Annotated in this window: 23 protein-coding genes; 14 read left to right on the plus strand and 9 right to left on the minus strand. The window is 69.7% G+C overall.

What is annotated here, in order from left to right:
• Positions 1-63: 63 nt before the first annotated feature.
• Entirely contained in the window at positions 64-741 is a 678-nt protein-coding gene (locus RI211_RS07885; RefSeq protein ID WP_315636932.1) for an alpha/beta hydrolase, read from the minus strand.
• 28 nt (positions 742-769) lie between these two features.
• Between RI211_RS07885 and ftsY the strand changes: the two genes are divergently transcribed.
• Both ftsY and RI211_RS07895 read left to right on the plus strand, forming a co-directional pair.
• Complete coding sequence (gene ftsY, locus RI211_RS07890; RefSeq protein WP_025103328.1) at positions 770-1,642, plus strand: signal recognition particle-docking protein FtsY; 873 nt, start codon at positions 770-772, stop codon at positions 1,640-1,642.
• Between the two features lie 43 nt (positions 1,643-1,685).
• The gene (locus tag RI211_RS07895) at positions 1,686-2,186 is read left to right on the plus strand and encodes a DUF2004 domain-containing protein (protein ID WP_060922216.1); all 501 of its coding nucleotides are present in this window, start codon (positions 1,686-1,688) and stop codon (positions 2,184-2,186) included.
• Between the two features lie 10 nt (positions 2,187-2,196).
• Here the strand turns inward: RI211_RS07895 and lipA are convergent, their stop codons facing one another.
• Complete coding sequence (lipA, locus tag RI211_RS07900; RefSeq protein WP_315636931.1) at positions 2,197-3,186, minus strand: lipoyl synthase; 990 nt, start codon at positions 3,184-3,186, stop codon at positions 2,197-2,199.
• Positions 3,183-3,833 carry a lipoyl(octanoyl) transferase LipB gene (lipB, locus tag RI211_RS07905; protein WP_315636930.1) on the minus strand — a complete coding sequence of 217 codons (651 nt, stop codon included), beginning with the start codon at positions 3,831-3,833 and terminating at the stop codon, positions 3,183-3,185. Before lipB ends, lipA begins: the two co-directional genes overlap by 4 nt.
• Positions 3,834-3,920: 87 nt before the next feature.
• Between lipB and RI211_RS07910 the strand changes: the two genes are divergently transcribed.
• From RI211_RS07910 to ffh, 4 genes are all read left to right on the plus strand, one after another.
• A complete protein-coding gene (locus RI211_RS07910; protein ID WP_315636929.1) occupies positions 3,921-4,508 on the plus strand; it encodes a TetR/AcrR family transcriptional regulator in 588 nt (195 codons plus the stop codon).
• 66 nt (positions 4,509-4,574) lie between these two features.
• The gene (locus RI211_RS07915) at positions 4,575-5,177 is read left to right on the plus strand and encodes a hypothetical protein (protein ID WP_259951653.1); all 603 of its coding nucleotides are present in this window, start codon (positions 4,575-4,577) and stop codon (positions 5,175-5,177) included.
• Entirely contained in the window at positions 5,174-5,683 is a 510-nt protein-coding gene (locus RI211_RS07920; RefSeq protein ID WP_292797633.1) for an RNA polymerase sigma factor, read from the plus strand. Before RI211_RS07915 ends, RI211_RS07920 begins: the two co-directional genes overlap by 4 nt.
• Before the next feature lie 13 nt (positions 5,684-5,696).
• Positions 5,697-7,259: a signal recognition particle protein gene (gene ffh, locus RI211_RS07925; RefSeq protein WP_187663977.1), complete on the plus strand. Its 1,563-nt coding sequence runs from the start codon at positions 5,697-5,699 to the stop codon at positions 7,257-7,259.
• A gap of 12 nt (positions 7,260-7,271) precedes the next feature.
• Here ffh and RI211_RS07930 read toward each other — a convergent pair whose 3' ends face one another.
• Positions 7,272-8,180: an EamA family transporter gene (locus RI211_RS07930; protein ID WP_315636928.1), complete on the minus strand. Its 909-nt coding sequence runs from the start codon at positions 8,178-8,180 to the stop codon at positions 7,272-7,274.
• Between the two features lie 78 nt (positions 8,181-8,258).
• Here RI211_RS07930 and RI211_RS07935 point away from each other — a divergent pair, with 78 nt between their 5' ends.
• Positions 8,259-9,134 (plus strand): LysR family transcriptional regulator, encoded by an 876-nt coding sequence (locus RI211_RS07935; protein ID WP_315636927.1) that lies wholly within the window; start codon positions 8,259-8,261, stop codon positions 9,132-9,134.
• A gap of 160 nt (positions 9,135-9,294) precedes the next feature.
• Here RI211_RS07935 and glpK read toward each other — a convergent pair whose 3' ends face one another.
• From glpK to RI211_RS07950, 3 genes are all read right to left on the minus strand, one after another.
• Entirely contained in the window at positions 9,295-10,809 is a 1,515-nt protein-coding gene (glpK, locus tag RI211_RS07940; RefSeq protein ID WP_187663980.1) for a glycerol kinase GlpK, read from the minus strand.
• A 36-nt stretch (positions 10,810-10,845) separates the two neighbouring features.
• Complete coding sequence (locus RI211_RS07945; RefSeq protein WP_187663981.1) at positions 10,846-11,619, minus strand: MIP/aquaporin family protein; 774 nt, start codon at positions 11,617-11,619, stop codon at positions 10,846-10,848.
• 92 nt (positions 11,620-11,711) lie between these two features.
• Entirely contained in the window at positions 11,712-13,421 is a 1,710-nt protein-coding gene (locus tag RI211_RS07950) for a glycerol-3-phosphate dehydrogenase/oxidase (RefSeq protein ID WP_315637166.1), read from the minus strand.
• Between the two features lie 102 nt (positions 13,422-13,523).
• Here RI211_RS07950 and RI211_RS07955 point away from each other — a divergent pair, with 102 nt between their 5' ends.
• Complete coding sequence (locus tag RI211_RS07955; RefSeq protein WP_315636926.1) at positions 13,524-14,495, plus strand: sugar-binding transcriptional regulator; 972 nt, start codon at positions 13,524-13,526, stop codon at positions 14,493-14,495.
• Positions 14,496-14,507: 12 nt separating this feature from the next.
• On the opposite strand, the gene RI211_RS07960 is transcribed toward RI211_RS07955, so the two are convergent.
• Entirely contained in the window at positions 14,508-15,659 is a 1,152-nt protein-coding gene (locus RI211_RS07960) for a glutamate--cysteine ligase (protein ID WP_187663984.1), read from the minus strand.
• Positions 15,660-15,867: 208 nt separating this feature from the next.
• On the opposite strand from RI211_RS07960, the gene rpsP reads away from it, so the two are divergent.
• The 6 genes from rpsP to RI211_RS07990 are packed head-to-tail and all read left to right on the plus strand — an operon-like array spanning position 15,868 to position 19,127.
• Entirely contained in the window at positions 15,868-16,305 is a 438-nt protein-coding gene (gene rpsP, locus RI211_RS07965; protein WP_280567961.1) for a 30S ribosomal protein S16, read from the plus strand.
• 6 nt (positions 16,306-16,311) lie between these two features.
• The gene (locus RI211_RS07970) at positions 16,312-16,542 is read left to right on the plus strand and encodes an RNA-binding protein (RefSeq protein ID WP_025103341.1); all 231 of its coding nucleotides are present in this window, start codon (positions 16,312-16,314) and stop codon (positions 16,540-16,542) included.
• Positions 16,526-17,143 carry a ribosome maturation factor RimM gene (gene rimM / locus RI211_RS07975; RefSeq protein ID WP_315636925.1) on the plus strand — a complete coding sequence of 206 codons (618 nt, stop codon included), beginning with the start codon at positions 16,526-16,528 and terminating at the stop codon, positions 17,141-17,143. The genes RI211_RS07970 and rimM overlap by 17 nt, the downstream gene beginning before the upstream one ends.
• A gap of 19 nt (positions 17,144-17,162) precedes the next feature.
• On the plus strand, positions 17,163-17,867 hold the full coding sequence (gene trmD / locus RI211_RS07980) for a tRNA (guanosine(37)-N1)-methyltransferase TrmD (protein WP_280567952.1): 705 nt from the start codon (positions 17,163-17,165) through the stop codon (positions 17,865-17,867).
• A gap of 46 nt (positions 17,868-17,913) precedes the next feature.
• Positions 17,914-18,648 carry a class I SAM-dependent methyltransferase gene (locus RI211_RS07985; RefSeq protein WP_315636924.1) on the plus strand — a complete coding sequence of 245 codons (735 nt, stop codon included), beginning with the start codon at positions 17,914-17,916 and terminating at the stop codon, positions 18,646-18,648.
• Positions 18,645-19,127: a pyrimidine dimer DNA glycosylase/endonuclease V gene (locus tag RI211_RS07990; RefSeq protein ID WP_315636923.1), complete on the plus strand. Its 483-nt coding sequence runs from the start codon at positions 18,645-18,647 to the stop codon at positions 19,125-19,127. Before RI211_RS07985 ends, RI211_RS07990 begins: the two co-directional genes overlap by 4 nt.
• Here RI211_RS07990 and map read toward each other — a convergent pair.
• Entirely contained in the window at positions 19,090-19,872 is a 783-nt protein-coding gene (gene map / locus RI211_RS07995; RefSeq protein ID WP_315636922.1) for a type I methionyl aminopeptidase, read from the minus strand. The genes RI211_RS07990 and map overlap by 38 nt on opposite strands.
• Positions 19,873-19,952: the final 80 nt, after the last annotated feature.

Consider the following 19,952-nt stretch of genomic DNA (forward strand, 5'->3'; position numbering starts at 1 on the left):
GATGGTCGGATCCGGCGTGTCGCCCGCGGTCTCCGAAGCTGTGACCGGACGGACGGGGCCGGGTCAGATCGCGAGGGAGCGTTCGAAGCCCGTGATCACAGTCGGGAAGTCGGGATGGTCCTGCGGGCGGTGAGCGTAGCCGGGGAGCATCATGTGGTCGGCTCCGACGTGGACGAGCCTGCTGGCGATGATCTCGTACTCCTCGTTCCATCCGCCGGTGACCACGAGGGTCGGCACGCCGGCGAGACAACGCTCCCGGATGCCGTGACCCCAGGGGAGGTTCGTGGTCGCCCACCGCTGCGCGACCGCGCGCTCGTCCTCCCAGCGCTCCCGGGTGGACGGGCCTCCGAACATGAGCGGGCGCAGGATGGACCAGAAGTCGAAGAGGTCGCCCTGCGTCACCCTCGCCCGTGCCTCCGTCACCACCGCGATATGCCGCTCGATCGGAGCTTCACCGCGGGCGATGTCGTACAGGGCGGGCTCGACGAGGACGAGGCCGGACACCCGCAGGCCGTCGGCGACGGCGCGGACGGCGGTCACTGCGCCGATCGAGTGCGCGAACACGAGCGGCGTCCGGTCACGCTCTCCCTGGACGAGGGCGTCGGCCTGACCCTCGATGGTCGAGTCCTGAGGCAAGCTGAGGAATGTCCCGGACTCCGGCGTGTACGAGGGCCAGGCGGTGGTGCCGCGTCTCCCGGCACCGTGCAGGAACACCCGGTGCGGGAGCGGCGCGCGGTGCATCCCTGGATGCTACCCGTAGGCTGGACGCATGGCAGAGAAGTCCTGGTCTCTCGGTCGCGCGCTGCGCGGCATGTTCGTGAAGCCCACCATCGACGAGACGACGTGGGAAGACCTGGAGACGGCGCTCATCACGGCGGACTTCGGCCCCGACATCAGCGAGCGCATCGTCGAAGAACTGCGCGACAAGGTCGCGAAGTACCGCACCACCGACCCCAAGGACCTCCAGCGCATGCTGCGGGAGACCCTGGAGGAGCACTTCGCGAAGTTCGACACCACTCTGAAGCTCACCGAGCGGCCCGCCGTGGTCCTCGTCGTGGGTGTGAACGGCGTGGGCAAGACGACGACGATCGGGAAGTTCACGAAGTTCCTTCGCGGCTACCAGCGGAGCGTGGTGGTGGGGGCTGCCGACACCTTCCGTGCGGCCGCCGTCGACCAGCTCGCCACCTGGGCCCAGCGCGGGGGAGCGGCGATCGTCCGTCCGCAGCAGGAGGGGCAGGACCCGGCCTCCGTCGCCTTCCAGACCGTCGAGTACGCCAAGCGCGAGGGCATGGAGATCGCGATCATCGACACGGCGGGGCGGCTGCACACCAAGGGCGGTCTCATGGACGAGCTGGGCAAGATCCGCCGCGTCGTCGAGAAGCAGGCTCCGATCAGTGAGGTGCTCCTCGTCCTCGACGCCACGACGGGACAGAACGGTGTGATGCAGGCGGAGACCTTCCTGCAGCACGCCGGCGTCACGGGGCTCGTGCTCACCAAGCTCGACGGCTCGGCCAAGGGCGGCTTCGTGCTCGCGGTGCAGGAGCGCACGGGCATCCCGGTCAAACTCCTCGGACAGGGCGAGGGCATCGACGATCTGACCGGTTTCACGCCGCACGTGTTCGTGCAGGCGCTGGTCGGCTGACACAGGGCTTCCGCCCCGAGCACCAGGCTGGTTTCATAGCGTTATGGCGATCGAACACGACTACTTCGGACTGCTGTCGTCGGGCCCCGACGGCTCGATCTTCTGGTCGGAGACGGTCGAACTCGGCGACCAGAGCGTGACCGTGGACCTGACGGCTCCGGACCAGGACGACGTCTCCGCCGACGCCCTCGACATCGCCGCCGGACTCATCGCCGGTCTGGAGAACGTGGACGCGACCGCGCGCCGCGGAATGCTCGCCGAGGTGGACGACCGCACGAGTGAGGTGACCGAGTACATCCTGCAGCAGCAGGAGGTGTTCGGCGACGACCTCCCCGACGTCCTCATCGACGTGTCCGGGGACGCGGCCGTGGACATCATCCGGTCGCTGCGCCTGATGAGCATGACGATCCTCGCGGACGAGCACGGCGGCTCCGAGCCGTTCGCCGTCCTGGAGTACGCGCTCGATGACAGCGCCACCGACGACGTGCTGCTCGTGAACCTCGGTTCCGACGGCAGCGTGCAGTCGGTGATGAGCGCCGACTGACCGCCGCCCGCTAGACGGCCTGCGCGAACCCGAGGTCGGCGCTGTCCGCGATGTGCGCGAGATGAGCGGGGATCTCCCGTCCCTTCGAGGTCATCGACTGCGCCCAGAGCCGCCCGGCGCGATACGAGGAGCGCACGAGAGGACCGGCGAGCACCCCGAGGAAGCCGATCCGCTCCGCCTCCTCCTTGAACTCGACGAACTCGGCGGGCTTCACCCACCGGGAGACCGGAAGGTGCCGCGGCGTCGGGCGGAGGTACTGGGTGATGGTGATGATGTCGCAGCCGGCGTCGTGGAGGTCCCGCAGCGCCTGGACGACCTCCTCCGGCTCCTCGCCCATGCCGAGGATGAGGTTCGACTTCGTGATGAGTCCGGCATCGCGAGCCTGCGTGAGCACGTTCAGCGAGCGCTCGTAGCGGAACGCGGGGCGGATGCGCTTGAAGATGCGGGGCACAGTCTCCACGTTGTGCGCGAACACCTCGGGGCGTGCATCGAAGATCTGGCCGAGGAAGGCGGGGTCGGCGTTGTGCTCGTTCGCCAGCAGCTCCACTCCGGTGTTCGGGTTGAGCTCGTGGATCTTCCGCACCGTCTCGGCATTGAGCCAGGCTCCGGTGTCGGGGAGATCGTCGCGGGCCACGCTCGTCACGGTCGCGTAGCGGAGGTTCATCCGCTGCACGCTCTCGGCGACGCGTCGTGGCTCGTCGGTGTCGTAGTCCGCGGGCTTGCCGGTGTCGATCTGGCAGAAGTCGCAGCGGCGCGTGCACTGCGACCCGCCGATGAGGAAGGTCGCCTCGCGGTCTTCCCAGCACTCGTAGATGTTCGGGCAGCCGGCCTCCTGGCACACGGTGTGCAGGTCCTCGCTCTTCACGAGGGAATGCAGCGCCGAGTACTCCGGCCCCATCTTGGCCTTGGTCTTGATCCACTCGGGCTTGCGCTCGATCGGGGTCTCGGCGTTGCGGATCTCGAGGCGGAGGAGCTTGCGCCCCTCGGGGGCGGCGGTCATGCCGGGACTCCTGTCAGGTCGGGTGCGTGGGCGGTGCGGAAGGCGTCCTGCACGGCGTCGACGAGGTCGAGCGGGCCGACCACGCGGCCAGACACCTCGCTCACCGTGGTCACGCCGGCGTCGGTGATGCCGCAGGGGATGATGTCGCGGAAGGGCGCGAGGCTGTTGTCGCAGTTGATGGCGAAGCCGTGCATGGTCACGCCCTGCTGCACGCGCACGCCGATCGCGGCCACCTTGTCCTCCGACAGCGGTCGACGCACCCACACCCCGCTCCGCCCCTCGACCTGGTGACCGTCGACCCCGAACGGGCGCAGCACCTCGATGAGGATCCGCTCCAGCCGCCGGACGTGCGCGACCACGTCCATCGGCTCCGGCAGCCGGAGGATCGGGTAGCCGACGAGTTGCCCCGGCCCGTGCCAGGTGATCTTCCCGCCCCGGTCGACGTCGATGACCGGGGTCCCGTCCTGGGGGCGCTCGTGGTCCTCCGTGCGCTTCCCCGCGGTGTACACGGCCGCGTGCTCGAGCAGGATGAGGGTGTCCGGGCGGGCGCCGGAGACCACGTCCGCGTGCACGCGGCGCTGCAGGGCCCAGCCCTCTTCATAGGGGACGGGGGTCGGCATGAAGCCGGGAGTGAGGATGTCGAGCATGCGTCGTCGCTTCCCTCGAATACATGGATTGCGTCCAACAATACATCCTCGTCCGGGCCGCGGCGTCCCGCGCGGTACCGTGAAGTCATGAACCGGACTGGTCGCGCCGGCCGCCCGAAGGCTTCCTCGCGCGAGACCCTCGCCGAGGCCGCCTGCGAGCTCTTCCTGGAGCGCGGGTACGAGGCCACCTCCATCGCCGACATCACCCAGCGGGCGGGGGTCAGCCGGTCGAGCTTCTTCAACTACTTCACGTCGAAGAGCGACGTGCTGTGGTCCGGCATCGACGAGCGCATCGGCGTCGCGATCGCCGCGCTGGACGACCTCGGCCGGGCTGCCACGGGGGAGCGGGTGCGCGGGATCCTGCAGGGGATCGTGGACGATTTCGCCCCGGATCCGTTGGCGTTGGCGCTGCGGAATGCGGAGGCCATGGCGCTCGAGGTGGAGCTGGTGCGGGAGACGGGTGTCCGTCTGGCCCGCCTCGCCGCCGCGGTCTCCCGTGCGGCGTGCGCGGCGGGTATCGATGTGATGCGTGCGGACGTGCTGGGAGCGGCGCAGGCGGCCGCCGTCCTGTCCGCCCTGCGCGTCTGGGCCGAGGAGGGGGCAGGCCGCGGCACTCCGGAGTCCGTGCTCCGCGAGGCGCTCGCCCGCGTGCACGATCTGCCCTGGGGGGAGTGACGCGCGGACGGATCGGTGTCGGCCGGACACGTCAGTGATGAAGGCATCCCTGACGAGGAGGACACCATGACCACGGATCCGCTGGACGACCTGCTGGACGGCTCGGCGCCGCCCACCCCCGCCCTCGCTGGACACGAGCTGCGGGCGATGATCGACGCGTCCCGTGGGCGCGCTCGGCCCCGCCTCCGGTCGCGCGGTGTGATCGCCGCGGTCACGGCGGTGGTCCTGGTGGGCGGCGCCGGGGTGGCCACCGCCTCCTCCGACTGGCTCTGGGGCGACGGCCTCGAGGATCCCGCGCGGAGCTACCGGTTCACCGCGCCGACCTGGGGAGAGTGCGAGATCCGCTTCAGCCGCCTGGACACGCACAACCCGCTGATCCAGGCCGATGTCGATCGTGTGATCGATCAATGGTTCGCCTCGGCGGATGTGGAGGCGGAGGCCGCGCCCTACGTGCACGGCCAACTGCGGATGCTCGAGCAGGGCGACGAGGCCGCGGGTGTTCCGACGACGGATCAGAATGCGGCGGACACCCGCGCCTGGATGGCTCATGAGGGCGCGTTGAACGAGGCGCTCCACGCCGAACTCGAGGAGCACGGGTTCGGTCCGATCCCCGGAGCCGACTCCCACTCCCAGGTGCATTGCGACGACGAAGCCTGGAGCGGCGAGTGAGCAGCCGTGCCGACGACGCGGCGCTGATCGGCGCGTTCGAGGCGTGCGCCCCGGATCTCCTGGCCTACCTCGCGCGTCGGGTCGGGGCGGATGACGCCGGCGACCTGCTCGGCGAGACGATGGTCGTCGCCTGGCGGCGCGTCCGGCATCTGCCCGACGACCCCGAACGGGCGCGGATGTGGCTGTTCGGAGTCGCTCGCAAGAGCCTGCTCAACCACGCCCGCGGTGAGAGGCGTCGGCGCGCCCTGCACGAACGGGTGCGGGGAGAGGGAGAGGGATCCCGGCTGCAGGCACCGCCGGCGGACGGGGGCGCGGAGGTGCGCGACGCCATCGCCCGCCTGGATCCCGACCTCGCGGAGGTCATCCGCCTGGTGCACTGGGACGGATTCAGCCTGACCGATGCGGCCGCACTGCTCGGGGTCCCCGCGTCCACGGTCCGGGGGCGTCACCAGCGGGCCAAGACACTGCTCCGTGCCGCGCTGAGCGTGGAGGCTCCGCTCGCGTAGAATCGTAGGCACCATGGCTACCTTTGGCACGCTCTCCGATCGGCTTACCGACACCTTCCGCAACCTGCGCACGAAGGGAAAGCTCACCGCCGCCGACGTCGACGGCACGGTGCGCGAGATCCGTCGTGCTCTGCTCGACGCCGACGTCGCGCTCGCGGTCGTCAAGGACTTCACCGCCAAGGTGCGCGAGCGCGCTCTCGGCGACGAGGTCAACAAGGCGCTGAACCCCGCGCAGCAGGTGGTGCAGATCGTCAACGAGGAGCTGGTCCAGATCCTCGGCGGAGAGCAGCGGCGCCTGCAGTTCGCCAAGACCGCGCCGACCGTGATCATGCTCGCCGGTCTTCAGGGCTCGGGAAAGACGACGTTCGCCGGCAAGCTGGCCAAGCAGCTCGAGGGCGAAGGGCACACGCCCCTCCTCGTCGCCGCCGACCTCCAGCGCCCGAACGCGGTGAACCAGCTCCAGGTGGTCGCCGAGCAGGCCGGAGCCACGGTGTACGCGCCCGAGCCGGGCAACGGCGTCGGCGATCCCGTCAAGGTGTCGCGCGACGGCGTCGAGCACGCCCGCCGCCAGCAGCACGACGTGGTCATCATCGACACCGCCGGCCGCCTCGGTGTCGACGCCGAGCTCATGAAGCAGGCCGCCGACATCCGCAAGGCCGTTGACCCGGACGAGGTGCTCTTCGTCATCGACGCGATGATCGGTCAGGACGCGGTCAACACCGCTAAGGCCTTCCAGGAGGGAGTGGACTTCACCGGCGTCGTCCTCTCGAAGCTCGACGGCGACGCCCGAGGCGGAGCGGCGCTCTCGGTCGCCTCGGTCACGGGGCGTCCGATCATCTTCGCCTCGACGGGCGAGCGGCTGGAGGACCTCGAGCCGTTCCACCCCGATCGTATGGCCAGCCGCATCCTCGACCTCGGTGACATCCTCACCCTCATCGAGCAGGCGCAGCAGGCGTTCGACGAGGACGAGGCGCGCAAGGTCGCCGAGAAGCTCGCGAACGAGGCCTTCACCCTGGAGGACTTCCTCGAGCAGCTTCAGCAGATGAAGAAGATGGGCTCGATGAAGAAGATGCTCGGGATGCTCCCGGGCATGGGGCAGATGAAGCAGCAGCTCGAGGACTTCGACGAGCGCGAGATCGACCGCACCGAGGCCATCATCCGCTCCATGACGCCGGTCGAGCGTCGCAACCCCAAGATCCTCAACGGTTCCCGTCGTCTGCGCATCGCGCGCGGCTCCGGCATGACCGTCACCGACGTCAACCAGCTCGTGCAGCGCTTCGAGCAGGCCGCGAAGATGATGAAGACCGTCGCTCGTGGCGGCACGCCGAACATCCCGGGCATGGGTCCGGTGCCCGGAATGGGCAAGCCCGGGGCCTCGTCGAAGCGCGGTAAGAAGGGCAAGGGCGGCGGCGGCAACCGCTCCCGCTCCGGCAACCCGGCGAAGCGCGCGGCGGAGAACGCCGGCCTCGCGGCTTCCACGGCACCCACCGGCTCGGGCTTCGGCCTCGGCGGGGGAGCGGAGGCACCGTCGGAGGCCGACCTCGCCGAGATCCAGAAGCTGTTCGGCAAGGGCTGAGCGGCCGGGACCTCAGCGCACGGCGACGGGCGCGGCCGATTGCTCGACCGCGGTCGCCGGCGTTCCTCGCGGCCGCGCCGCGAACTGCCCGCCGACGAGGGCGGCGAGCGTGATCAGGATGCCCGCCGCCTGGACCATGGTGAAGCTCTCGCCGGCGACGAGCACTCCGAGCAGCGTCGCGACGATCGGCGAGAGCAATGCGAGGAGGCCCGGCACGATCACGGGCAGGCGCTGGATACCGCGGAACCAGAGCGTGTAGGCGATGATCCCTCCCGCTGTCGCGAGCCAGAGGTAGCCGAGGAGCGCACCCGCGTCGAGGGCAGGAGGCGGGCCCTCGACCACGAAGGTGAGGGGGAGGAGCAACAGGCCTCCCGCCGTGAGCTGCCACCCCGTGTAGGCCACGGGACCGACGCCGGAGGGGCGGCCCCAGCGCTTGGTGAGGATCATCCCGAGGCCGGTGGCGGTCACGCCGCCGAGAGCCGCGACGAGGCCCCAGAAGTCCAGCGCGGCAGCGGGGCCGAGGACGACGAGGGCGACCCCCGCTGCCCCGGCGACGGCGGAAGCGGCCGTCACGGGGCGGATGCGTTCTCCGAGGACGAGCGCCCCGAGCCCTAGCACGATCAGCGGCTGCGCTCCGGCGACGGCGGCCGCGACTCCCCCGGGGAGACGTTCGGCGGCGAGGAACAGCAGCGGGAAGAACGCGCCGATGTTGAGGGCCCCGAGCACGAGCACCTTGCCCCACCAGGCTCCATGCGGCAGACGGCGGGCGAGAAGCACCGCGAGGAGGCCTGCGGGGAGCGAGCGGAGGAGGCCGGCGAGGAGCGGGTGCCCGGCGGGGAGCAGCTCCGTCGTGACCAGGTAGGTCGTACCCCACGCCGCGGGGGCGAGAGCCGTGACGAGGGTGAGGGTGAGGCGGTTCATGTCACCAGGGTGCGCGCATCCGGGGTATGAGTCCAACGCATTCTTGTCACACCATCTATGAAGCGAGATCATGGGTGGATGGAGCTCCAGCAGCTGCGGTATGTCGTCGCCGTGGCGGACACCGGTTCGTTCACCCGCGCGGCGGAGCGCTGTCATGTCACGCAGTCGGCGCTCAGCCACCAGGTCGCCGCTCTCGAACGCGAGTTGGGCGTGCGACTGTTCGCGCGCACCAGTCGCAGCGTCCGCGCGACCGAGTCCGGAGAGGCGTTCCTCCGCCCCGCGCGTGTGGCGGTCCGCGCCGCAGACCAGGCCCGGGAGGATGCGGCGGCGGCGAGCGGGAAGGTGGTGGGCACGCTGCGGCTGGGCGTCATCCCCACGGTGACCGCTGTCGACGTCCCCGGGGTTCTCGTGGCCTATCGCGCCGCGCATCCAGCCGCCCGCGTGGAGCTCCGTGAGGGGAACAGCGATGCGCTCGTGGCGGCGATTCGTCAGGGCGATCTCGACGCCGCATTCCTCGGGCTCCGGGAGGGCGTGGAGCCCGAGGGGGTCGCCTCCCGCGCGCTGTCCCGGGAACCGCTGGTGGCCGTGGTGCCCCGCGGGCATGAGCTGGGCCGGGCAAGGGAGGTGCAGCTGAGCGACCTCGCGGACTCCGCGTTCGCCGACTTCCCCGCCGGCACATCGGGGCGAGCGCAGACCGACGCGGCATTCCTGGCCGCGCGGGTGCGGCGGGACGTGGCGTTCGAGTCCGACACGGCCGCCAGCCTGATCGGTCTGGTCGCTGCGGGCCTCGCCGTCACCCTGCTGGCGCCCGGGGTGGTGCGGGGGTACCGGGAGGTCGTCGACACGGTGGCGGTCCAGGATGGCCCGGTCCGTGTCGAGCACCTGGCCTGGGACGCCGCGGCACCGCGCAGCGCCGCGCGCGCGTTCCTCGACATCGTCGCGGCAGCCTCCTGAGACCCTGTTCCGGCTGCACGACCCCGGAACGGGTGCACGACGGAACCGCCGGAACGGGCGGGCAACCGTATTCGGATCGTGCAGGTGAACGGGCGGATGGCGGCCCGGAGACGACGAAGCGGGCCCGGGAAGAACCCGGACCCGCCTCGTCGTACGGTGATCAGCGCACGTCGTCGTCGACCCAGTCCATCGACTTGGTGACGGCCTTGCGCCACAAGCGCAGTTGACGGTCGCGCTCGTCCGCGTCGAGCGAGGGCTCCCAGCGGCGGTCCTCCTGCCAGTTCGCGGACAGGTCGTCGAGACCGCTCCAGAAGCCGACCGCGAGACCGGCCGCGTAGGCCGCACCGAGCGCCGTGGTCTCCGCCACGACCGGACGCACGACCGGGACACCGAGGATGTCGGCCTGGAACTGCATGAGCGCGTCGTTGGCGACCATGCCGCCGTCGACCTTGAGCTCGCTGAGATCCACTCCGGCGTCCGCGTTGACCGCGTCGAGCACGTCACGGGTCTGGAAGGCCACGGCCTCCAGGGCGGCGCGCGCGATGTGGTTCTTGTTCGCGTAGCGGGTGAGGCCGACGATCGCGCCACGGGCGTCCGGACGCCAATACGGGGCGAAGAGACCCGAGAACGCGGGGACGATGTACACGCCGCCGTTGTCCTCGACCTTCTCGGCCAGCTCCTCGACCTCAGGGGCGGAGGAGATGATGCCGAGCTGGTCGCGCAGCCACTGGATGAGCGAGCCGGTGACCGCGATCGACCCCTCCAGCGCGTAGTGCGTGGGCTGGTCGCCGAGCTTGTAGCCGACGGTGGTGAGCAGTCCGTTCTTCGAGCGGACGATCTCCTCGCCCGTGTTGAAGATGAGGAAGCAGCCCGTGCCGTAGGTGTTCTTGCTCTCGCCCTTCTGGAACGCGGCCTGGCCGAACGTCGCCGCCTGCTGGTCGCCGAGGATGCCGGCGATCGGCGTCTCGCGCAACAGCGACGAGCTCTCGGCGGCGCCGTAGACCTCGGAGGAGGAGCGGATCTCCGGCATCATCGAGCGCGGCACGCCGAACGCCTCGAGGATGTCGTCGCGCCATTCCAGCGTCTCGAGGTCCATGAACATCGTGCGCGAGGCGTTGGTGACGTCGGTCGCGTGCACGCCGCCGTCGATGCCGCCCGTGAGGTTCCACAGGACCCAAGAGTCGGTCGTGCCGAAGAGCAGGTCTCCGGCCTCGGCCTTCTCGCGGGCGCCTTCGACGTTCTCCAGGATCCAGGTGATCTTGGTGCCGGAGAAGTACGTCGCCAGGGGGAGCCCGACGATCGACTTGAACCGGTCGACGCCCTCGTCGCCCGCGAGGCGGTTGACGATCTCCTGCGTGCGGGTGTCCTGCCAGACGATGGCGTTGTAGACCGGCTTGCCCGTGGTCTTGTCCCACACGACCGCGGTCTCGCGCTGATTCGTGATGCCCACGGCGGCGATGTCGTGGCGGGTGAGATCGGCGCGACCGAGGGCCAGACCGATCACCTCCTGGACATTGCGCCAGATCTCAGCGGCGTCGTGCTCGACCCAGCCGGCCTTGGGAAGGATCTGCTCGTGCTCCTTCTGACCGGTGGCGACGATGCTGCCCTTCTTGTCGAAGATGATCGCGCGGCTCGACGTGGTGCCCTGGTCGATCGCGATGATGTAGTCAGCCATGTGTTCTCCTTTGAATTCCCGAGCGGTTGAGGGGGATCAGCCGGCGAGGCTGAGAAGGCCGGGGGCGGCGAGGGCGGCGATGACACCACCGATGAGCGGACCGACGACGGGCACCCACGAGTAGGACCAGTCGCTGGAACCCTTGCCCTGGATCGGGAGGATCGCGTGGGCGATGCGGGGACCGAGGTCACGCGCCGGGTTGATGGCGTATCCGGTCGGACCACCGAGCGATGCACCGATCGCGACCACCAGCAGGGCGACCGGAAGAGCGGTGAGCGGGCCGAGGCCACCGGGCGTGCCGACCTCGATGTCGCCGTAGTCCGCGAACGCGAAGATGACGAAGACGAGGACGAAGGTGCCGATGATCTCCGTGACGAGGTTCCAGCCGTACGAGCGGATGGCGGGACCGGTGGAGAAGACGCCGAGCTTGTTGGCGGCCTCCGGCTCCTGGTCGAAGTGCTGCTTGTAGGCGAGCCAGACGACGATGGCACCGATGATCGCGCCGAGGAGTTCCGCCCCGGTCGCGGTGAGGAACATCGTGAAGTCGATGCCCTTGGCGGGATCCAGCAGGTTCTGCACCCAGAGGCCGATACCGACGGCCGGGTTCAGGATGGCACCGGAGTACGCCGAGACGAGCACACCCGCGAACACCGCGAGACCCCATCCCCAGTTGACCATCAGGAAGCCGCCGCCGAAGCCCTTGTTCTTCGCCAGGGCGACGTTCGCCACCACACCGCAGCCGAGCAGGACCAGCATCGCTGTGCCGACGAGCTCCGAGAGGAAGTAGAGACCGAGATTGACGTCAGTCATGTCTTCGTTGACCTTTCTTGCGGGTCGGGGCCCCTCTGCCCCGACCCCTTATGGGGTAGCACCGCGAGGAGGGCGCGGTGGTCGGGGCCCCGTCAGCCGCGGGTGCGGGACGGGATGTCGAGTCCGTGTCGCTCGTTCAGCAGCAGGCGCGTCTGCTCCACCTCGGCGTCGTGACGCTCTCGGTCCCATCCGAGGAGCGGTGCCAGGGCGTCGGCGATCTCGTCGAGGACTTCTGCCTGCGCTCCACCGGTGAAGGCGATGCTGGTGCGGCGGAGGATGACGTCCTCGAGACGGGCGACCATCTCCTCGTTGACCATCCACTCCAGCTCACGGGTCGACAGGTCGCCGCCGGCGAGGGGGGTGTCGTCCCCCTGCTCGACGAACGCCCAGACGGCCGCCGCTCCGGTGCCGTAACGGGCGAGGAGCTGATCGGCCCGAGCGCCGGCGCCGGCGAGGTTCTCCTGGATCCAGATCCGCTTCGCCTTCTCGGTGCGCGGGAACTCGCGTCCGCCGCCGATCGCGCGTCCGGCCGTGGAGACGGTGCGCGTGCGGCCGAGGAGGCCGAGCACGGTGTCGGAGAGCGACTCTCCCAGGGCGCGGAACGTGGTCCACTTGCCGCCCACGAGGCTCACCAGCGGGACGGCGCCCTTGCGGTCGACCTCGACGCGGTAGTCGCGCGAGACGAATCCGGGAGCGGTGTCCTCGTGGCGGGGGAGCGGCCGGATGCCGGAGAAGTTGTAGACGATCTGCTCGCGGGTCACCGAGATCGACGGGAACACGTGGTGGATGAGGTCGAAGAAGTAGTCGATCTCCTCCTCCGTGCACACCGGCACCTCGCGCGGGTCGGCGTCGATGTCGGTGGTGCCCACGAGGACGCGCCCCTTGAGCGGGTAGATCAGCACGATACGGCCGTCGGAGTGCTCGAAGAAGATCTCGCGACCTCGCGTCGCCTCGAGCAGCTCCGGGTGGTCGAGCACGATGTGCGAGCCCTTGGTGCCGCCCATGAAATGGGTGTCGGTGCCGAGCGCGTCGTTCGTGAGGTCGGTCCACGGGCCGGAGGCGTTCACGACGACATCCGCGGTCACGGTGAACTCGGTGCCGCTCTCGCGGTCACGGAGGGTGATCTGCTCGCCGTCGCGGCCGATCGCCTCGACGTAGTTGAGAGCCACCGCACCCGGGTGGCTCGCGCGGCCGTCCTGCAGCACGTCGAGCGCCAGGCGCTCCGGATCGTGCATCGAGGCGTCGTAGTACGTGGCCGTGTACTTGATCTTCGGGTCCATCGACGGCAGCTCGGCAAGGGACTTCTTGCGTCCGAGGAAGCGGTGGCGGGGCACGGTGCCGCCGTCGCGGGAGAACGTGTCGTAGATGGTGAGGCCGACCTTGATGAGGAAGGCGCCGCGCTCCTTCGGCTTCCCGCTCTTGTGCGTGAGGAACCGGAGGGGAGCGGAGAGGATCCCCGAGAACGTGGAGTAGATCGGGATCGTCGTCTGCAGCGGCTTGACGTAGTGCGGGGCGATCTTGAGCAGGCCGTTGCGCTCTTCCACCGACTCCCGGACGAGGCGGAACTCGCCGTTCTCGAGGTAGCGGATGCCGCCGTGGATCATGTGGCTCGAGGCCGCGGAGGCACCGGAGGCGAAGTCGCCGCGTTCGACCAGGACGACGTCCACACCCTGCAGGGCCAGATCACGGAACGTCGAGATGCCGTTGATGCCGCCGCCGATGACGAGGACGCTGGTGCGCCCGGATTCCCGGAGCGCGCGGACCGCGTCCCGCTCCGGGGACGTGTGGGTGGAATCGATCATCATCGACCCTCTCTTCCTTGCTTGCCACCAGCATCGACCTCCGTGACGCCGCGCGCAAGCTGGCTGCACATATGTGCAAGGATCGAGGGAGAGGAGGTCATCATGGCGGGATCCGGAGCACCGTCGCGCGACGGGAAGCTGATCGCCGCGCTCACGGCCGCGCAGCTGTACTACATGCAGGACAAGACCATGGAGGTCATCGCGCAGGAGCTCGGCACCTCCCGGTCGTCCGTGTCACGGTTGCTCAGCTACGCGCGGGAGAGCGGCCTCGTCGACATCCGGATCAACTCCCCCCTGGAGCGTCTGGGAATGCTCGAGCAGCGCATCAGGGATCGGCACCGCGTGGTGGCGCACGTCGTGCCGATGGCGGAGATCGTGAGCGAGGTCGAGCGACTGGAGCGCGTGGCGCTGACCGCAGGACGCCTCCTGTCCCAGTTCGTCGACTCCAACATGATCGTCGGCGTGGCGTGGGGATCGACGATCAGCGCGGTCAGTCGCGGTCTCACCCAGAAGGAGACGCACAACACGACGTTCGTGCAGCTCAACGGCGCCGGGAACACCCAGACCAGCGGTGTGGAGTACTCCAGCGACATCCTGCAGCGCTTCGGGAGCGCGTTCGGTGCGCAGGTGCAGCAGTTCCCCGTGCCCGCCTTCTTCGACGACCCCGCCACCCGGGAGGCTATGTGGCGCGAGCGCAGCACCCGCCGCGTGCTCGATCTGCAGGCGAAGATGGACATCGCCGTGTTCAGCCTCGGGTCTCCGGCGGCGGAGGTGCCCAGCCGCGTCTACGTCGGCGGTTACCTCGGGCGGGAGGACTACCGCAGTCTGCGGGAGGACCATGCGATCGGCGACGTGGCGACGGTCTTCTTCCGTGCCGACGGCTCCTGGCGCGACATCCGGCTCAACGCGCGGGCGACGGGCCCCGGACTCGACCGGCTCCGGCGGGTGCCGCGTCGCGTGTGCGTCGTCTCGGGTGTGCCCAAGCTCGCGAGTCTGCGGGCGGCGATAGCCGCCGAGCTGATCACGGATGTGGTGCTCGACGAGGGTCTCGCACGTCGACTCGTCGAGGACTGAGTCGCGTCCGCGTCACTCGCCTTCGATCGACGACTGCGGTCCGGTCCGGAACTCCCGGATGAGGTGCTGGACCACGGCGCGGAGATCGCCGTCCGTGGCGTCGGCGACCGCGAGCTGACGCGCATAGCTCGCCCCGCCGTCGAGGATCGACGCGATGCTGCCGAACTCCCGGACGCACCCGAGCTCGACGGCGACCGGGGCCAGTTCCTCGATCTTCTCGGTCAGGTGCTCGCGAACGGGGCGCTGCGTGCCGATCGTGTCGACGATGACGCGCGCGTCCAGGCCGTATCGGGCCGCGCGCCACTTGTTCTCGCGGTGGAACCAGGCCGGAAGATCGGGCAGCGCCGCGCCTTCGTCGAGAAGTCGGGAGAAGTGCTCGACGAGGACCTGTACGAGCGCGGCCACCGCGGCCATCTCGGAGAGCGTCGAGAGGCCGTCGCACGCGCGGACCTCGATCGTGCCCCAGCGCGGAGCGGGGCGGATGTCCCAGCGCACCTCGGTGGCATCGGCCATCACGCCGGTGCGGACCATGTCGTCCAGATACCGCTCGAACTCCGACCAGTCCCGGAGCGGCCAGGGTAAGCCCGCCGTCGGCAGCTGCTGGAAGACGAGCGCGCGGTTGGAGGCGTACCCCGTGCGCTCCCCGGCCCAGAACGGACTGGACGCCGACAGGGCCTGGAGATGGGGAAGATACGCCGACAGTGCGTTGATGATGGGGAAGACCTTGCGCTGCTCGTCGACGCCCACGTGCACGTGGATACCCCAGATCATCATGTTGCGCCCCCACCACTGGGTGCGCTCGATGAGGCTGTGATAGCGGGTCTTGTCTGTCACCGACTGGTCGTACCACTGGGCGAAGGGGTGGCTTCCGGCGGAGAGCAGCTCGATGCCGGCCGGATCGGTGGCCGACCGCACCGCCGCGATCGCGTTCGCGATGTCATCGACGGCGTGCGCGACGGAATCGCCGATCCCGCTGGTCACCTCGATGGTGTTCGTGAGCAGCTCGCCGGTGACGGTGTGGCGCTCGTCCTCGCTCTCCGCCTCCAGCGCGGCGAGGAGCTCCGGTGCGCGACCGACGAGATCACCGGTCTCGGGATCGGCGAGCATGATCTCCCACTCGAGACCGACGGTGGAGCGGGCCGAAGCGGCGAAGTCGAGCTGCACGGGGACAGTCTGACACGGGCCGGGGCCGACTCCGCAACGCCGTGTCGCCGGGTTTCGCGCCCGGCGCGCGCATCTGGCAGAATAGAGGGTCGGACGACGTGCTCGACCCTCTATCCAGCACTCGTCCTCCTCATTTGAGCTTCCGCCGGGTGTGCACCCCACGCTCCAGGCGACCGGTTCGTTTCCTTCCACACCATTCAGGAGAATCGTGGCTGTCAAGATTCGTCTCAAGCGCATGGGCAAGATCCGCGCGCCGTACTACCGCATCGTCGTCGCCGACTCGCGCACCAAGCGCGACGGTCGCGTGATCGAGGAGATCGGCAAGTACCACCCCACCGAGGAGCCCTCGTTCATCGAGGTCGACTCCGAGCGTGCGCAGTACTGGCTCTCCGTCGGCGCGCAGCCGACCGAGCAGGTCACCGCCATCCTCAAGATCACGGGCGACTGGGGCACCTTCAAGGGCGACAAGGACGCCAAGTCCACCCTCAAGGTCGCCGAGCCGAAGGCCGCCTTCGAGGTCGACGCCTCCAAGAAGTCCGTCGTGAAGCCCAAGGCGGAGAAGAAGGAGGAGGCCCCCGCTGCGGAGGCCCCCGCCGCTGACGCCGACGCGGAGGCCGCTGAGGCTTCCGCCGCCGACGCCGAGTAATCCATCGTGCTCGCCGCCGCGCTCGAACACATCGTCAAGGGGATCGTCGATCACCCCGAAGATGTGCGCATCCACGAATCCTCGTCGCCCCGTGGCGACCTGCTCGAGGTGCGTGTGCACCCCGACGACCGTGGACGCGTGATCGGGCGCGGCGGCCGCACGGCCAAGGCCCTGCGCACCCTCGTGAGTGCACTCGCCGACGGGCGTCGTGTCCGCGTCGATGTCGCGGACGACTGACGTGGTGTCGCAGGACCGCACCCAAGGCCGTAACCAGCTGCGCGTCGGGCGCCTGGTCAAGGCTCACGGGCTCAAGGGCGCGCTGAAGCTCGAGCTCTACACCGACAATCCGGAGCGGCGCTTCGTGCCCGGGGCCGCGTTCACGTTGCAGGTGCCAGAGGCATCTCCGTGGCACGGCAAGGAGATCGTCGTCCGCGAATACCGCGTGATGAACGGCAACCCCGTCGTCTTCTTCGAGGACGTGGACGATCGCACCGCCGCCGAGAGCCTCGTCCGCGCCATCCTCTGGATGGACCAGGACGAGAACGAGACCGAGGACAACGCCTGGTTCGACCACCAGCTCGTCGGCCTGGACGTCGTGCGGGACGAGGTCGTCGTCGGCCGCGTGGTCCGCGTCGAGCACCTGCCGGCGCATGACCTCCTGATCGTGAAGCCGTCGTCGGGCGGGAGCACGGACGAGGTGATGGTCCCGTTCGTCGAGGCCATCGTCCCCACCGTCGACGTCGCGGCCGGACGGGTCATCGTCACCCCTCCCGCCGGGCTCTTCGAGGAGCTTCCCGAGTCGGAGGACGAGACCACCGCCTCCGACGCTGCCGAGTGACCGCTGATACGGTTCCCCCGTGCGCATCGACGTCGTCTCCATCTTCCCCTCGTACTTCGACGGACTGACGCTCTCTCTGCTCGGCAAGGCCCGCGGCTCGGGTCTGCTCGACCTCCAGGTGCATGATCTTCGCGACTGGACGCACGACCGCCATCGCACCGTCGACGACACTCCGTACGGCGGAGGAGCGGGCATGGTCATGAAGCCGGAGCCGTGGGGGCTCGCCCTCGACGAGCTCACCGCGGATACCGCCGCGCCGCCGACCATCATCTTCCCGTCGCCGGCGGGCGAGGTCTTCACCCAGGCGACCGCGCGGGAGCTCGCGGGGCGCGACCACCTCGTGTTCGGCTGCGGGCGCTACGAGGGCATCGACGAGCGCGTGTTCGAGTACGCCGCCGAGCGTGGCGAGGTCCGGCTGCTGAGCCTCGGCGACTACGTGCTCAACGGCGGCGAGGTCGCGACGATGGCGATGATCGAGGCCATCGGCCGTCTCATCCCCGGGGTCGTCGGCAATCCGGAGAGCCTGGTCGAGGAGTCGCACGAGGACGGCCTCCTCGAGTACCCGTCGTACACGAAGCCCTCCGTCTGGCGTGACCGTGCGGTACCGGACGTGCTCCTCAGCGGCAACCACGGGGCGATCGCGGCATGGCGGCGCGAGCAGCAGCTCGTCCGCACGCGGCTGCGCCGCCCCGATCTGCTTCCGGACGCGCCGACCGACGACTGACCGCACCGTGACCGTCTGCGGCAACGACTGCTGTTAGCGTCGAGACATGGTGGATGTGACACGCGCGCGATCGTTCGAAGGCATCGGCGAGGAGTACGACCGCTACCGACCGGGCTTCCCGGAGCGTGCGGCCGACATCATCGTTCCGGCGCCGGTGGACACGGCGCTCGACCTCGGCGCCGGCACCGGGAAGTTCACCAGCCTGCTCGTGGAGCGTGCGGCGCGGGTGATCGCCGTCGAGCCTTCCGCGCCGATGCTCGCCGTCCTCGCCCGGACGCTGCTGACGGTCGAGGCGCGGCCGGGGACCGCGGAGAGCATCCCCGTGCCGGACGGTTCCGTCGATGTCGTCAGCGTCGCGCAGGCGTTCCACTGGTTCGACCGGGATACGGCGGCGGCCGAGATCGCCCGCGTACTCGTCGCCGACGGGACGCTCGGGCTGCTCTGGAATCGCGCCGACCCCGCCTGTGCGTGGGATCTCGCCTGCCATCGGGTGGCGCATCCCGCGGTCGGCGCGGACGACGACACCTCCGCATCGGCGACCGACATCCCCGGCTTCGTCCTGGAAGCCCACGAGGAGGTGCGCTGGACGGAGCGGATCAGCCGCGAGGTCTACCTCCGACGCTGGGGCACGGTGAGCAGTTTCCTCGTGGCGGACGACGCGGAGCGTGCAGGGATGGTGGCGGCCCTGGAGGCGGTGCTGGACGGCGCGGACGAGACGCGCGGGAAGGCGGAGTTCGACCTCCCCCATCTCACCGATGTGTTCCGCTACCGCCGCGTATGAGGATCTGGTCGCTGCACCCTGAGTACCTCGACCGTCAGGGTCTCGTCGCCTGCTGGCGGGAGACGCTGCTCGCGCAGGCGGTGCTCGCCGACGCCACGAAGGGGTATCAGCGACACCCGCAGCTCGAGCGTTTCCGGGAGGCAGCGGATCCGCTGGCCGCGGTGGGCGCGTACCTCGTCGCTGTCGCCGACGAGGCGGACGCGCGCGGCTACCGTTTCGACCGCACGCGCATCCGTCGCCGGGAGCCTGCCGTTCCGACGATGCCGGTCACCGTGGGGCAGCTCGCGCGGGAATGGGAGCACCTGCGTGCGAAGCTCGCCGAGCGCAGTCCTGAGGTGCTTCAGCGGCACGGGGATGTGGCGCTCCCGAAGGCGCACCCGCTGTTCACCGTCGTGCCGGGGCCGGTCGCATCCTGGGAACGCGCCGACCCGGCGGCCGAGGTCAGTCCACCCCGAGGAACGTGCGATCCGTCAGGATGATCGGCCCGTCGTCGGTGATCGCGATGGTGTGCTCGGAGTGCGCCCCTCGGGACCCGTCCGCGCTGCGCAGCGTCCACCCGTCGGGGTCGGTGACCAGCTCGTCCGTGGTCGCGAGGAACCAGGGCTCCAGCGCGAGCACAAGGCCGGCGCGGAGCGGGAACCCGCGGCCCGCGCGGCCGTCGTTCGCGACGTGGGGGTCGCCGTGCATCGTGCGGCCCACGCCATGCCCGCCGAAGTCGGTGTTGATGGAGTACCCCTCGCCGTGCGCGATCTCTGCGATGGCAGCGGAGATGTCACCGATGCGGTGCCCGACCACCGAGGTCTCGATCGCGGCGGTCAGCGCGCGCTCGGTGGTGTCGATGAGACGCAGGTCCTCATCCCGCGGCGTGCCCACGACGAAGGAGACCGCGGAATCCGCGACCCAGCCGTCGACCGAGACGGCGAAGTCGAGGGTGACGAGGTCGCCGTCCTTGAGTGCGTAGTCATGGGGGAGACCGTGCAGCACCGCGTCGTTCACCGAGGTGCAGATGACCTTGCCGAACGGGCTCGCGCCGAACGACGGGTGGTAGTCGATGTAGCAGGACTCGGCGCCCGCCTTGCGGATCATGTCGTGGGCCCGGCGGTCGATCGCCAGGAGGTTGGTGCCGACCTTCGTCTCGTCGCGCAGGGTCGCCAGCGTCTCGGCGACGAACCGGCCTGCCGCGCGCATCTCATCGATCTCGGCAGGGGTGCGCAGTTCGATCATCAGTGTCCTCTCGTCCCGTCCATTCTCCCTGATCGGACGGGGTGCCCGGCGCCTGCCGCTCTCAGCGAACACCCGTGACG

This window comes from Microbacterium meiriae (assembly GCF_032364335.1).
GTDB classification, from domain to species: domain Bacteria; phylum Actinomycetota; class Actinomycetes; order Actinomycetales; family Microbacteriaceae; genus Microbacterium; species Microbacterium meiriae.